General features: G+C 62.4%; 11 protein-coding genes and 3 tRNA genes. 10 read left to right on the top strand and 4 right to left on the bottom strand.

Going from position 1 to position 12,949, the window contains the following annotated elements; translation table 11 throughout:
* Nucleotides 1-97 precede the first annotated feature (97 nt).
* Nucleotides 98-174: transfer RNA gene (locus E8E75_RS22365), tRNA-Arg, on the top strand.
* 71 nt (nt 175-245) lie between these two features.
* Nucleotides 246-322: transfer RNA gene (locus E8E75_RS22360), tRNA-Arg, on the top strand.
* A gap of 45 nt (nt 323-367) precedes the next feature.
* Here the strand turns inward: E8E75_RS22360 and E8E75_RS22355 are convergent.
* Nucleotides 368-871: a DUF4124 domain-containing protein gene (locus tag E8E75_RS22355; protein ID WP_153918815.1), complete on the bottom strand. Its 504-nt coding sequence runs from the start codon at nt 869-871 to the stop codon at nt 368-370.
* A gap of 316 nt (nt 872-1,187) precedes the next feature.
* Here E8E75_RS22355 and mgtE point away from each other — a divergent pair, with 316 nt between their 5' ends.
* A complete protein-coding gene (mgtE, locus tag E8E75_RS22350; RefSeq protein ID WP_120652447.1) occupies nt 1,188-2,630 on the top strand; it encodes a magnesium transporter in 1,443 nt (480 codons plus the stop codon).
* Between the two features lie 133 nt (nt 2,631-2,763).
* On the opposite strand, the gene E8E75_RS22345 is transcribed toward mgtE, so the two are convergent.
* Entirely contained in the window at nt 2,764-3,090 is a 327-nt protein-coding gene (locus tag E8E75_RS22345; protein WP_041770386.1) for an Arc family DNA-binding protein, read from the bottom strand.
* 499 nt (nt 3,091-3,589) lie between these two features.
* Here E8E75_RS22345 and phnN point away from each other — a divergent pair, with 499 nt between their 5' ends.
* Nucleotides 3,590-4,174: a phosphonate metabolism protein/1,5-bisphosphokinase (PRPP-forming) PhnN gene (gene phnN / locus E8E75_RS22340; RefSeq protein ID WP_120652445.1), complete on the top strand. Its 585-nt coding sequence runs from the start codon at nt 3,590-3,592 to the stop codon at nt 4,172-4,174.
* A 3-nt stretch (nt 4,175-4,177) separates the two neighbouring features.
* Here the strand turns inward: phnN and E8E75_RS22335 are convergent, their stop codons facing one another.
* Nucleotides 4,178-4,645, bottom strand: a complete 468-nt coding sequence (locus tag E8E75_RS22335; RefSeq protein ID WP_120652443.1) for an Lrp/AsnC family transcriptional regulator — start codon at nt 4,643-4,645, stop codon at nt 4,178-4,180.
* A gap of 200 nt (nt 4,646-4,845) precedes the next feature.
* On the opposite strand from E8E75_RS22335, the gene E8E75_RS22330 reads away from it, so the two are divergent.
* The 4 genes from E8E75_RS22330 (at nt 4,846) to E8E75_RS22315 (ending at nt 9,954) form a co-directional block, all read left to right on the top strand.
* A complete protein-coding gene (locus tag E8E75_RS22330; protein ID WP_153918812.1) occupies nt 4,846-8,313 on the top strand; it encodes an indolepyruvate ferredoxin oxidoreductase family protein in 3,468 nt (1,155 codons plus the stop codon).
* A gap of 154 nt (nt 8,314-8,467) precedes the next feature.
* Nucleotides 8,468-9,520, top strand: coding sequence for a Glu/Leu/Phe/Val dehydrogenase dimerization domain-containing protein (locus E8E75_RS22325; RefSeq protein WP_120652439.1), 1,053 nt, complete (start codon nt 8,468-8,470; stop codon nt 9,518-9,520).
* Between the two features lie 107 nt (nt 9,521-9,627).
* Nucleotides 9,628-9,704: transfer RNA gene (locus E8E75_RS22320), tRNA-Arg, on the top strand.
* Between the two features lie 118 nt (nt 9,705-9,822).
* Complete coding sequence (locus tag E8E75_RS22315) at nt 9,823-9,954, top strand: hypothetical protein (RefSeq protein ID WP_256672939.1); 132 nt, start codon at nt 9,823-9,825, stop codon at nt 9,952-9,954.
* Between the two features lie 47 nt (nt 9,955-10,001).
* Here the strand turns inward: E8E75_RS22315 and E8E75_RS22310 are convergent, their stop codons facing one another.
* Complete coding sequence (locus tag E8E75_RS22310; protein WP_120652438.1) at nt 10,002-10,613, bottom strand: LysE family transporter; 612 nt, start codon at nt 10,611-10,613, stop codon at nt 10,002-10,004.
* Between the two features lie 99 nt (nt 10,614-10,712).
* Between E8E75_RS22310 and E8E75_RS22305 the strand changes: the two genes are divergently transcribed.
* Both E8E75_RS22305 and E8E75_RS22300 read left to right on the top strand, forming a co-directional pair.
* Nucleotides 10,713-11,723, top strand: coding sequence for a helix-turn-helix domain-containing protein (locus E8E75_RS22305; RefSeq protein WP_153918809.1), 1,011 nt, complete (start codon nt 10,713-10,715; stop codon nt 11,721-11,723).
* Between the two features lie 187 nt (nt 11,724-11,910).
* A complete protein-coding gene (locus E8E75_RS22300) occupies nt 11,911-12,777 on the top strand; it encodes a LysR family transcriptional regulator (protein ID WP_120652434.1) in 867 nt (288 codons plus the stop codon).
* Nucleotides 12,778-12,949: the final 172 nt, after the last annotated feature.

Raw genomic sequence — 12,949 nt, 5'->3', positions numbered from 1 at the left:
TTGTAGGGTGGTTGGTTGCTAGATCGTTAAGTTATTGAAACTTCTCGAAAAAGCAGTTGACCAAAGCAAGAAAATCCCTATAATGCGCGCCCACAACGCACTCATAGCTCAGCTGGATAGAGTACCCGGCTACGAACCGGGCGGTCGGAGGTTCGAATCCTCCTGAGTGCGCCATTTTCAAGACTCGTGGCGTAGCCAGAGTCGTGAAAAAACCAGCGGTGATCTGGTCTAAAAACACCAACTGCGCACTCATAGCTCAGCTGGATAGAGTACCCGGCTACGAACCGGGCGGTCGGAGGTTCGAATCCTCCTGAGTGCGCCATACCGAAAGGGCCTGCAGAAATGCAGGCCCTTTTCTTTTGCGCTTCTACTTCCCCGCTATCACGCATCCCTCGGCATTGAACGCAACGTGGTAGCTGACGCCCTTCTTAGGCTTGTAGTGGTAGCGCAACTTGCCACTGCTTCCGCTAATTCGGTCCGGCTTGCCCAAGGCCCTCTCGACATCTGAGCGGGTCATGCCGCTGCGAATCTGCTTGCGGATAATCGCCCTGCGCCGATCCTGCGGCGAAATCGCGTTGCCGCATACCTCCTCCCGCTCACCGACCACTACTATTTCCTGAGGAAGTTCGGGGTTATCCCATTTCTGAATCGGAAAGTACGACTCACCCAGTTCGCCCGGTATCAGTTCGCTACTCAAGATGTTTGGCGTCCTGGTGCGATGTTGCTCGGCATGGCTGCCCACTGGACAGCCATGCTGGTTGAAGCTGACGTTGCCCTCGGCATCGCTGCAGCGGAAGACAGATGCCGCGTTCAATGGGGGCTGTGGCCAGCAGGGCAGGGCGGTGACGATGAGGATCGAGAGTCGTTTCATGGCGCCTTCTCCTTGGCATGGGCTCTCGAGGGTATCCGCTGAATCTCCACGCGTGCGCGTGTCCTACAGATGCGTGCCGACGTCGCAGGAGGGTGAAGGCAATCCCAGCTTTGCGATGCAAGCGATTGTTCTTTCCATGATTTTGTAACGCGTGAGTCTAACGGCGGTGTTATCATTGCGCGGTCAGCCCCGCCGGGGCATTCGGACAACCATCATGGACTTACCCAGTAGTTACTCAGAATCCCGATTGCACAATCGCGAAATGACTGTTTGACCCCTTCTGGCGTGCTCTGCCACTGGGGGTGGAGCGCGCTATATGACTGAAGTAGAAGCCAAAAAGCCGCAAGAGAGCCTGCAGGACCGTCTGGCCCAGGTTATCGAACTGCTGCATCGCCACAAGCTGGTGGAAGACCTGACGCATCGTCAGGAAGGCCAGCATCGCGACCTCGTTGAAAATCTCGTCCACCGCCAGAACCTCGCGGAACTGCAGCGCAAGCTGGACGAGTTGCACCCTGCCGACATCGCCCACATCCTCGAAGCCCTGCCGCTCCAGGACCGTCTGACGGTCTGGCAGCTGGTCAAGGCTGAGCGCGACGGCGACATCCTCCTTGAAGTGTCCGATGCGGTCCGCGAAACGCTTATCGCGGACATGGACAATCACGAGCTGCTCGCGGCTGCCAAGGAGATGGACGCCGACGAGCTGGCGGACCTTGCGCCCGAGCTGCCGCGGGATGTGATCCATGAGCTGATGGAGTCCCTCGATGCGCAGCAGCGCGAGCGTGTTCGCTCCGTGCTGTCGTACGAGGAAGACCAGGTCGGCGCGCTGATGGATTTCGAGATGGTCACCATCCGCGATGATGTGGCCCTCGAAGTGGTGTTGCGTTACCTGCGCCGTCTCAAGGAGCTGCCCGGCCACACCGACAAGCTCTTCGTGGTGGACTACGATGGCGTCCTCAAGGGCGTTCTTCCCATCAAGCGTCTGCTGGTGAATGACCCGGACAAGGAAGTGGCCGAAGTCATGGCCACCGACCCGGTGAGCTTCCACCCGGATGAGGATGCTTACGATGCTGCCCAGGCGTTCGAGCGCTATGACTTGGTATCGGCACCGGTAGTGGACAAGAACGGCAAGCTGATCGGTCGTTTGACCATCGACGAAATGGTCGACCTGATCCGGGAAGAAAGTGAGACCGAAGTGCTCAACATGGCCGGTCTGCGCGAAGAGGAAGACATCTTCGCCTCGGTCTGGAAGTCGGTCGGTAACCGCTGGGCCTGGTTGGCGGTCAACCTGGTCACTGCGTTCATCGCGTCCCGTGTGATCGGTTTGTTCGAGGGCTCCATCGAGAAGCTGGTAGCACTCGCGGCACTGATGCCGATCGTTGCTGGCATCGGCGGCAACTCGGGCAACCAGACCATCACCATGATCGTCCGCGCCATGGCCCTGGACCAGATGGGCCCCGGCAATACTTCGCGCCTGTTGCGCAAGGAGCTGGGTGTAGCCCTGATCAATGGCCTGATCTGGGGTGGGGTAATTGGGGCGGTTGCCTACTATCTATATGGCAACTGGTCGCTGGGCGTGGTGATGACGGGGGCGATGACCCTCAACCTGCTGCTGGCGGCGCTGATGGGGGTGCTGATTCCCATGACCCTGACGCGCATGGGGCGCGACCCGGCGATGGGTTCCAGTGTGATGATCACGGCCATGACTGATAGCGGCGGCTTCTTCATCTTCCTTGGCCTGGCCACCCTGTTCCTGCTCTGAGATCGAATGAACGAAGAAGCCGCCTCCGCAGGGCGGCTTTTTCGTTAGTGCGACTGTCCCAGACGGGGCCCTTCCGAATCGAAGGCATGAAAAAACCGGCAATAGCCGGTTTTTTCATTCAATGCGGGGAGCTTCAGGATTCCTCAGCCGCCAGTTCCGCATCGTGGGCAATCAGGGCAACCAGGGCATTCTGCTGGCGCCGCGACAGCTGACGGAAGCGCTGCAGCAGCTCGCGCTCATGCAGGGTCAGCTCTGGGCTGTCCAGGCGCATGGAAACGCCTTCGTCCAGCGCGCCTTCCTGGAGCATGCTCTGCTCGAGGCGGGCGATGATCTCGGAGTTCATGCTGCGATGGTGGTTGCGGGCCACGACAGCAATGCGCTCTCGCATACCCTCGGGGAGACGAACGACGAATTTGTCAGCCGTGCGACTGGAATAGATAGCCTGTTTCATAGGGCGCATACATTCAACCGGTTAGTTCAGGAAAGCGATGCTGGCAATGAGCTGCAAGATTGTCACCGGTTTGACTGTCCTTAGCAGCAATTGTTCAACCAGTTTCGCGATTCGAATCGGTATGACCCTAAGGTCAGCAAAACGTTTCCTTGACGTCAATTTGGTGTCGGATTGTGATCATTATAGCGGCTTTTGGCCAGCACCAATTGTCCGAATTGCGAGTGGCTGAACAATTTCCAGACAATTCCAGGATGCCTCTTCCAGCGCTCTAGAACCTTCATTGACCACGGTCCGACAGCCGCATTGCCCCTCGAAGCCCCATTCAAGGTCCATGAAGGCATCATGATGCTGTCTGGCCATCATGCTAAAGGGTAGCTGCAGTTGTCAGACCACGCCCTATGCAAAAGAATCCTTTGCGCTGTCATAAAAGCGGTTCAAAATTTTCGCGGTGAATTTCTTCGAATCCCGGCTGTGATCCTTGGCCACTAGCATTCCTCCAGGTGTTCCCATGAAAGGCAGGCTCATCTACCTGATAGGCCCTTCCGGTTCCGGCAAAGACAGCCTGCTCGATGCCGTGCGTGAGCGCTCGGACGCGCAGGGCTGCCGCGTAGCGCGCCGGGTCATCACCCGTTCTGCAGAAGCCAAGGGGGAACTCGCCGAGGCGGTCAGTCCCGAGGCCTTCGCCGAGCGTGAGGAGCGTGGCGAGTTCGCCATGAGCTGGTACGCCAATGGCCTGTCCTACGGGATTCCCCGGTTGATCGACGACTGGCTGGAAACAGGCGACGACGTGCTGGTCAACGGTTCCCGTGGCTACCTTCCCGAAGCCCGTCGGCGCTACCCGCACCTTCTGGCTGTGCTGTTGACGGTCGAGGACGATGTACTGCGTCGACGCCTGCATACCCGTGGTCGTGAATCGGCGGAGGAGATCGAAGCTCGCCTGGCCCGCAACACCGGGTTCGCCGACACCCTGCTCGCTGGCGAAAACGCCGACCTCTGCCTGCTGGATAACTCCGGCTCCATCGCCGAGACCTGCCAGCGCCTGCTGCAGCTCATCGAAGAACACCGCCCCGTCGCCTGGCCTGATTCGGCCTGATCCTCAATCCAGCGGCAGCTCCGTTGTGCGCTTGACCTCGCTCATGGCGATGTTCGAGTGCGCCTCCAGCACATGGGGCCGCTGCAGTAGCTGGTCCCGCAGGAAGCGCTCGTAGCTGGCGATGTCCTTGGCCACCACCTTCAACAGGTAGTCCGAGCCACCGGCCATGGTGTAGCACTCCAGCACTTCCGGATAGCCGACGATGGCCTCCTCGAACTCCGTGAGGTTGTTGCGGCCGTGGGCGGAGAGCTTGATGTTGACGAACACCGTGATCGAGAAACCCAGCAATTTGGGATTGAGCAGGGCCACCTTGCGTTCGATCAACCCGTCTTCCTGCATGCGATGAATTCGTCGCCAGCATGGTGACTGCGACAGCTCCACCCTTTCGGCCACTTCGGCGGCGGAAAGGTCGGCGTCATGCTGCAGTAGGCGCAAGATCTTGCGGTCAATGGGACTCAGAGGGTTCTGCATGAATCAGTCCGAAAACGTGTTTTTGTTGGAAGGATCATGCGCAAGTCTGGCGTTGAAACCCGAAAATAGAAAGAAAAAATCAGCACCGTCCGGTCATAGTTTTGGCATGCGTCCGACGCAGCGATCCTGCTTCGGGCTGAACAAAGGATGGCACCCACCGTTGCCATCAAGGTCGCCATAAAAATAAAAGGAGCGCCCACATGTCTCTGGCCGAGATCCGCCTGGATGACAAATACCGCCTCGAAACCGGTCACCTCTACCTCACCGGCACCCAGGCGCTTACCCGCCTGCCGATGCTGCAGAAGCAGCGGGACAAGGCTCACGGCCTGAACACCGCCTGCTTCATTTCCGGCTACCGCGGTTCGCCGCTCGGCAACCTCGACAAGAGCCTCTGGGAAGCCAAGTCCTTCCTCAAGGAAAACCACGTTCACTTCCAGCCCGGCGTCAACGAAGAACTGGCGGCTACCGCCTGTTGGGGCAGCCAGCAGACCAGCCTGTTCCCCGGCGCCCGCTACGACGGCGTGTTCGCCATGTGGTACGGCAAGGGCCCGGGTGTGGATCGCTGCGGCGACGTCTTCAAGCACGGCAACTCCGCCGGCGTCTCGGCTCATGGCGGTGTCCTGCTGCTGGCTGGTGACGACCACGGCTGCAAGTCCTCCAGCATCGCCAACCAGAGCGAGCATGCCTTCATCGGCGCCTCCATCCCGGTACTGAATCCGGCCAACGTCCAGGAAATCCTCGACTACGGAATCATCGGCTGGGAACTCTCGCGCTACAGCGGTTGCTGGGTGGCGCTGAAGACCATTGCAGAGAACGTCGATTCCTCCGCGGTGGTGGAAGTCGACCCGTTGCGCGTGGAAGTGAAGATTCCGCAAGACTTCGTCCTGCCGGAAGATGGCGTGCATATCCGCTGGCCGGATCCGCCCCTGGCGCAGGAAAAGCGCCTGAACATGTACAAGATCTACGCCGCCCGCGCCTTCGCCCGCGCCAACAACCTCAACCAGGTGATGCTCGACTCGCCGACCCCGCGCCTCGGCATCATCACCACCGGCAAGTCCTACCTCGACGTGCGCCAGGCCCTGAATGACCTGGGCCTGGACGAAGAACTCTGCGCCAAGGTCGGCCTGCGGGTGCTCAAGGTCGGCATGAGCTGGCCGCTGGAGCCTGTCTCCGTCCACGAGTTCGCCCAAGGCCTGGATGAGATCCTGGTGGTGGAAGAGAAGCGCAGCGTCATCGAAGACCAGGTCACCGGCCAGCTCTACAACTGGCCAGTGGACAAGCGCCCGCGCGTGGTGGGCGAGTTCGACGAGGAGGGCACTTCGCTGCTGCCCAACCTCAGTGAACTGACGCCGGCCATGATCGCCCGCGTCATCGCCAAGCGGCTGGCGCCGATCTACTCCAGTGAGCAGATCGAGTCCCGCCTGGCCTTCCTCGCCGCGAAGGAAAAGGCCCTCGCCGAGCCTAAGCACACGACCACGCGCACCCCGCATTTTTGCTCCGGCTGCCCGCACAACAGTTCCACCAAGTTGCCGGAAGGCAGTCGCGCCCAGGGCGGCATCGGTTGCCACTACATGACCCAGTGGATGGACCGCAACACCGATACCTTCACCCAGATGGGCGGGGAGGGCGCCACCTGGATCGGCCAGGCCCCCTTCACCGACACCCCGCACATCTTCCAGAACCTGGGTGACGGCACCTACTTCCACTCCGGTCAACTGGCCCTGCGCGCGGCCGTCGCCGCCGGGGTCAACATCACCTACAAGATCCTCTACAACGACGCCGTGGCCATGACTGGTGGCCAGCCCATCGACGGCGAACTGCGCGTCGACCAACTCAGCCAGCAGGTCTTCGCCGAGGGTGTGAAGCGCATTGCCCTGGTCAGCGACGAGCCAGAGAAGTATCCGACCCGCGCCACCTTCGCGCCCATCGTCACCTTCCACCATCGTCGCGAGCTGGATGCCGTGCAGCGCGAGCTGCGTGAGTTCAAGGGCGTTTCGGTGCTGATCTACGACCAGACCTGCGCCACCGAGAAGCGCCGCCGCCGCAAGCGCGGCAAACTGGTCGACCCGGCCAAGCGCGCCTTCATCAACCCGGCCGTATGCGAAGGCTGCGGCGACTGCAGCGTCAAATCCAATTGCCTGTCCGTGCTGCCCCTGGAAACCGAACTGGGGCGCAAGCGCCAGATCGACCAGAACGCCTGCAACAAGGACTTCTCCTGCGTCGAAGGCTTCTGCCCGAGCTTCGTCACCGTGCATGGCGGTAGCCTGCGCAAGCCGGAAGCCGCGGGTGCCAAGGCGCTCTTCGTGGCCCTCCCGGAACCGCGTCAGCCGAGCCTGGACCGTCCCTGGAACATCCTCCTGCCGGGCGTCGGCGGCAGCGGCGTGACCACTGTCGGCGCGCTGCTGGGCATGGCTGCGCACATCGAAGGCAAGGGTTGCACCGTCCTCGACCAGGCCGGCCTTGCTCAGAAGTTCGGTCCGGTGGTTACCCATATCCGGATCGCCGCCAAGCAAGACGACATCTATGCCGTGCGCATCGCCGCCGGCGAGACCGACCTGCTTCTGGGTTGCGACCTGGTGGTGGCCGCCAGCGAGGAAGCCCTGGCCAAGCTCAACGACCGCATCGCCCACGCGGTGGTCAACAGCCATGAAGCCGCGACCGCCGAGTTCACCCGCAACCCGGATGCCCAGGTGCCGGGCGCTGCCATGCGCGAGGCCCTGGTGGAAGCGGTAGGTGTGGCCAAGACCCACTTTGTCGACGCCACCCGCCTGGCTACCCGCCTGCTGGGTGACAGCATCGCCACCAACCTGTTCATGCTCGGCTACGCCTACCAGCGCGGCCTGGTCCCGATTTCCGCCGAAGCCATCGACAAGGCCATCGAACTCAACGGCGTATCGGTCAACCTCAACCAACAGGCCTTCCTATGGGGACGCCGTGCCGCCCATGACTTGGCGGCAGTGGAGAAGCTGGCCAAGCCAGCCGAAGTAGAAGCCCCGCGCTGCGAGACGCTTGAAGAGATCGTCCAGTACCGCGCCGACCACCTTCGTGCCTACCAGAATGCCGCCTACGCCGAGCGCTACCGTGCCCTGGTGGAACGCGTGCGCAAGGCCGACATCGGCGAAGACAAGGCGCTGACCCTCAGCGTTGCGCGCTACTACGCCAAGCTGCTGGCCTACAAGGACGAATACGAAGTGGCGCGTCTCTACAGCGATGCCACCTTCCGCAAGCAACTGGACGCCCAGTTCCAGGGTGACTACCACCTGGAGTTCCACCTGGCGCCGTCCTGGCTGGCCAAGGCTGACCCGGTGACTGGCGAACCGCGCAAGCGTCGTTTCGGGCCCTGGATGCTCAAGGCCTTCGGCGTGCTCGCCGGCTTCAAGTTCCTTCGAGGCAGTGCGTTCGACCCCTTCGGCTACAGCGAAGAGCGCAAGCTCGAGCGCGACCTGATCGCGGAATACGAAGCCACGGTTGACCTGCTTATCAAGGAGCTGAAGCCGAGCAACTACGCCGCCGCTGTCGCCCTCGCCGAACTGCCGGAGCAGATCCGTGGCTACGGCCCGGTCAAGGAGCGCGCCCTGGCCAAGGTCCGCGAGCAGGAGAAGCAGCTCCGCGCCCGCCTCACCGCCAGCGAGATCCAGGTGCTGCACCTGTTCGACCCGGCTGCCTGAAAAAGCCCCTCTCCTTCCGGGAGAGGGGTTGGGGTGAGGGAAGCTCGAGTTGTCTCGCGTTCCCCTCATCCGTCACTTCGGGCCACCTTCTTCCAGAGGGAGAAGGGATTGATCAATCCCCCTACGTTGCCAACAAGAATTCAGAGGAACCCCCATGTCCGTCTTCACCCATGTCGAGTTCGATGATCACGAGCAGGTGGTCTATGGCCACGACAAGGCTACCGGTCTCAAGGCGATCATCGCCATCCACAACAGCAACCTCGGCCCGGCCCTGGGCGGCTGCCGCATGTGGCCCTACCTGAACGACGAGCAGGCGCTGCGCGACGTACTGCGGCTGTCCCGCGGCATGACTTACAAGTCCGCCCTGGCCAACCTGCCGCTGGGCGGTGGTAAAGCCGTGATCATTGGCGACCCGCACCGCGACAAGAGCGAAGCGCTGTTCCAGGCCATGGGCGATTTCGTCGACAGTCTGGGCGGCCGCTATATCACCGCCGCAGACTCCGGCACCGGTGTCACCGAGATGCGCATCATGGCCGAGCGCAGCCGCCACGTGGCGGGTTCCGGCACCCGCGAAGCCCTGGGCGGCGGTGTGCGCGACGGCAACCCGTCTCCGTCCACCGCTTACGGCACCTTCGTCGGTATCCGCGTAGCGGCGAAGCACCGCCTCGGTCGCGACGACCTGACCGGCCTGCGCGTAGCCATCCAGGGCGTCGGCCAGGTGGGCTTCAGCTTGGCGCAGTACCTCAAGGAGGCCGGTGCCCAGCTCTGGGTCTGTGATATCCACGAAGCCAACGCCCGTCGCGCCGCCGAGCAACTGGGTGCTCAGGTGGTAGGACAGAATGAAATCTACGGCCTCGATGTGGATGTCTTCGCCCCTTGTGCCATGGGCGGCATCATCAACCTGCAAACCCTCGAAGCCCTGCGCGCGCCGATCATCGCCGGTGCCGCCAATAACCAGTTGGCCGACGCGGGCCTCGCCGAGGAGCTCCGTCGTCGCGGCACCCTCTACGCACCGGACTACGCCATCAACGCCGGTGGCATCATCGACGTCTGGTACGAGCGCAGCAACGGCAGCGAAGCGGCGCTGCGCCAGCATGTCGAAGGCATTGGCGAGACCCTGCGGGAAATCTTCGTGCGTGCCGACAGCGAAGGCCGCACCACCACCGCGGTGGCCGACCGCCTGGCCGAAGAGCGCTTCGGTCGCTGAGCTGAATGCCTCGCGGGATACTGGTCCCGCGAGGCATGACAAATGGCGCGGACGTCGCTAACATGCCGCCCGTCCTCCGGACCTCGCCAGCAACTGGCGAGCCCCGCGTCCCAGTAGCTCAATTGGATAGAGCATCCCCCTCCTAAGGGGAAGGTTGGTGGTTCGAACCCACTCTGGGACGCCATTTTTCCCGCCTGATCGTAGCTTTCCGACCGTTCTCGACCGCTGGCCGCCTGCGCTTGCGACCCTCCGTGCGCCACGCTTGACTGAATGTTGGGGGCTCACCTCACGGGAGAACTCAGATGCTCAGACGCTTGATCCCCTTGGTAATGGTGGCGCTGTTCATCGCGATCAGTGGCTCGTCCTGTAACGGCGGCGGCGATGGCGGTGGTGGTTCGCAGCAGAGCGAGCCAATGGGCAGCGGCGGCTACTAACACGAACAGGCCCCGCTGACCTGCGGGGCTTCTTCGTCGTCGCGCCATCAGCGCGTCAGGGGCAGGGCCGCGCCGATCAGTGCGAACAGCGTCCCGCAGCCACGGTTGAAGCCCTTGCCACCACGCTCCAGCCACGGTCGGATCCTGAACGCCAGGCGCGCCAGGAGGTATTCCACCAGGAACTCCACCGCCGCGAAGGTCGCCGCCATGACGATGAACTGGCTGACTAGCGAGCGCTGCAGATCGATGAACTGTGGCAGGAAAGCACCGTAGAAGAGCAGCACCTTGGGATTGGCCAGCGCCGACAGGAACCCCTGGCGGAACAGGTTCGACAGCGGCGGTGTGCCGGTTCCGGTCAGCGGATTCAGGTGCAGGGCGGGGGCTCGCCAGAGCTGGAAGCCCAGCCACACCAGATAGGCGCCGCCAACCCACTTGAGCACCGTCAGCGCGGCCGACGAGGCCTCCAGGAGAGCGCCCAGCCCGAACATTGCCAAGGCGATCAGTACGCTGAAGCCGGAGACGCTGCCGGTGATGGTGAACAGTGTGCGTTTCGAGCCGTGCAGTGCCCCGTGAGTCAGGGCAAGCAAGCTGTTCGGGCCGGGGGTGAGCGCCAGGCCGATGGTGGCGATGAAGTAGATCAGCCAGGTGTCCGGAGCCATGTGCCAGTCCTCGTGAAAACCTGCGGCCAGTCTAGGGGCGGCTCGTCTCGGAGTGAGGTATTTTCTAGACATTGTTTAGCAGTTTCTGGACATGCCCTCATGCACGCAGACGCCAGCCAACCGGATGTTCGCTTCCTCCTGCTGCCCCTTCCCGAATTCAGCCTGCTGCCATTCGGTGGCTTCCTGGACAAGCTGCGCTTCACTGGCGACGACGAAGATTACAGCCGGCAGCGCTACTGCAGCTGGACGATTCTCGGCCTCGAGCACGGGCACGTGGTTTCCAGTAGCGGGGCGGCCGTTCAGGTGGAGGCCAGTCCGGAGCAGGTCGCGCTGGCCGACTACGACTACCTGGTCGTGTTCGGGGGGCGACGTGCCGGCGCGACCGAGGCCCTCGCGCCAATTTACCGGCCATTCCTGCGCAAGGCCGCCGCACAGGGCGTGAAGCTGGTGTGTATCGATAACGCTTGTTTCCTCTTAGCTGCCTGCGGTCTGCTGGCCGGCCATAAGGTGGTGGTGCACTGGCGGCATGAAGCCGAGTTCCGCGCCTCCTATCCTCGCATCCAGCTACAGCACGAGCAGCTCTACTGCCTCGATGGCGATCGCATCTCCTGTGCAGGTGGTGCTGCGGCCATCGACCTGGCGGTGGAACTGCTGTCGCGCGGCTGCGGCCGAATCAAGGCGCTCAAGGGACTGGCCGACATGCTGGTGGATGAAAGCCGCAGCAGCGAACACCTGTTGCGCTCGCGAGAGGCCGCGACGGTACATGGGCGGCACGTCGATCGTGCCATCGCACTGATGCGGCAATGGATGGCGTCCGCAACCGGTGCCGACGCGCTGTCGGAAGTGGTGGGAGTCAGTCGCCGTCAGCTGGATCGATTGTTCCAGGCCAGCCACGGCGTGACGGTAAAGGCCTACTGGACCGAGATGCGCCTGAACCATGTGAAATGGCGGCTGCTGAATTCCGATCACAGCCTGGCGCTGATCGCCGACGAAATCGGCGCGGTGGATACCAGCCACCTGGCCAGGTTGTTTCGTACGCGCTTTGGCATTTCACCTGCCGCTTTCCGGAGGCAGGAAAGGGCAGTGGAGCGCCTGTCGTCTGATCGCTGAACCGAGGATCAATGCCATATTTGCGCCCCCAGGAGCCGTTGGAGTCCGGAGCGTATTGCTGCGCTATCGCGATCACTTCCTGATCCTTCTCCGTTGAAACCGCAAGCACTGACCGCTGCAACGGCTGTGCAGCCCACCCGGCGGCAGGCAGAATGCCCGCATTCCACCGCTCCGAGGTCCACCCCCCATGCTCAGCGCCGAGCTCAAGGCCTTCTACATGGTTGCCCGCCTGGGCAGCATTACCCAGGCGGCGAAGAAGCTCGGTCTCAGCCAGCCCACGGTGACCACGCAGATCCGCAACCTGGAAGGCCAGTACGGCGTCGAGCTGTTCCATCGTGGCGGGCGCCGCCTGACGGTGAGCGAGGAGGGGGCGAAACTGTTGCCCATGGTCAAGGTGCTGTTGCAGCAGGAAGCCGATATCGAGTTCTTCCTGCGCAATTGCGGACAGATGCAGGGCACCCTGCGCATCGGCGCCACTGCGCCTTACTACATCCTCGACCTGGTGCGCAGCTTCCGCGAACGCTTCCCGCAGATCGATGTTTCCCTGGATATCGGCAATTCCCAGCAGGTGATCGAAGCCCTGGAGGAGTACCGCGTCGATCTTGCCGCGTCTTCCCAGAAGCTGGATGACGCCAGACTGACGCGCATGGTGCTGGGCAGCGATCCGCTGGTACTGGCGGTTCACCGGGAGCATTCCCTGGCACGGCGCAAGTCGGTCGGCCTCGAAGATCTCCGGGGCCATTGCCTGTTGATGCGTGAGCCAGGCTCGACCACTCGCCAGCTCACCGAAGACATGCTCAGGGATGCCGGCATTTCCATCGGCCCGCTGCTGGAGATCGGCAGCCGCGAATCCATCCGCGAAGCGGTGATCCGAAACCTCGGCATCAGCATCATCGCCCGCCACGAAGTGCCGGATAACCCCGAACTGCGGGTGATCGCGCTCAAGGGCGCACCGCAGATAGACGAATACCTCTACTGCCTCAAGGAACGCCGCCAGGCGCGCTTGCCCGCAGCGTTCCTTGCCGTAGCGCGGGATACGGCTGACCAGTCATAGGCTGCCCTGTAGGAGCGAATTCATTCGCGAAGCGGGCCGAAGGAGCGTCCTGCGTGCCTGGAAGACACGGGCAACGGAGCTGCCCTTCGCGATTGAAATCGCTCCCACGAGGATTGCGCAATCGCCGATCCGGGGCCTATCCCAAATCCACCAATGCCACTATCGGCGTAAT

It is taken from the genome of Pseudomonas sp. BN606 (genome assembly GCF_029873115.1).
Lineage (GTDB): Bacteria > Pseudomonadota > Gammaproteobacteria > Pseudomonadales > Pseudomonadaceae > Metapseudomonas.
Note: the sequence above shows the minus strand (reverse complement) of the source record. Positions and strands in the feature narration are given on the sequence as shown.

What these genes read in the sequence shown, in the direction of transcription:
- E8E75_RS22335 (WP_120652443.1), bottom strand. Translation starts at nt 4,645, where the DNA reads ATGCAGAACCCTCTGAGTCCCATTGACCGCAAGATCTTGCGCCTACTG.
- E8E75_RS22345 (WP_041770386.1), bottom strand. Translation starts at nt 3,090, where the DNA reads ATGCGCCCTATGAAACAGGCTATCTATTCCAGTCGCACGGCTGACAAA.
- E8E75_RS22305 (WP_153918809.1), top strand. Translation starts at nt 10,713, where the DNA reads ATGCACGCAGACGCCAGCCAACCGGATGTTCGCTTCCTCCTGCTGCCC.
- mgtE (WP_120652447.1), top strand. Translation starts at nt 1,188, where the DNA reads ATGACTGAAGTAGAAGCCAAAAAGCCGCAAGAGAGCCTGCAGGACCGT.
- E8E75_RS22300 (WP_120652434.1), top strand. Translation starts at nt 11,911, where the DNA reads ATGCTCAGCGCCGAGCTCAAGGCCTTCTACATGGTTGCCCGCCTGGGC.
- E8E75_RS22330 (WP_153918812.1), top strand. Translation starts at nt 4,846, where the DNA reads ATGTCTCTGGCCGAGATCCGCCTGGATGACAAATACCGCCTCGAAACC.
- phnN (WP_120652445.1), top strand. Translation starts at nt 3,590, where the DNA reads ATGAAAGGCAGGCTCATCTACCTGATAGGCCCTTCCGGTTCCGGCAAA.
- E8E75_RS22355 (WP_153918815.1), bottom strand. Translation starts at nt 871, where the DNA reads ATGAAACGACTCTCGATCCTCATCGTCACCGCCCTGCCCTGCTGGCCA.
- E8E75_RS22310 (WP_120652438.1), bottom strand. Translation starts at nt 10,613, where the DNA reads ATGGCTCCGGACACCTGGCTGATCTACTTCATCGCCACCATCGGCCTG.
- E8E75_RS22315 (WP_256672939.1), top strand. Translation starts at nt 9,823, where the DNA reads ATGCTCAGACGCTTGATCCCCTTGGTAATGGTGGCGCTGTTCATCGCG.
- E8E75_RS22325 (WP_120652439.1), top strand. Translation starts at nt 8,468, where the DNA reads ATGTCCGTCTTCACCCATGTCGAGTTCGATGATCACGAGCAGGTGGTC.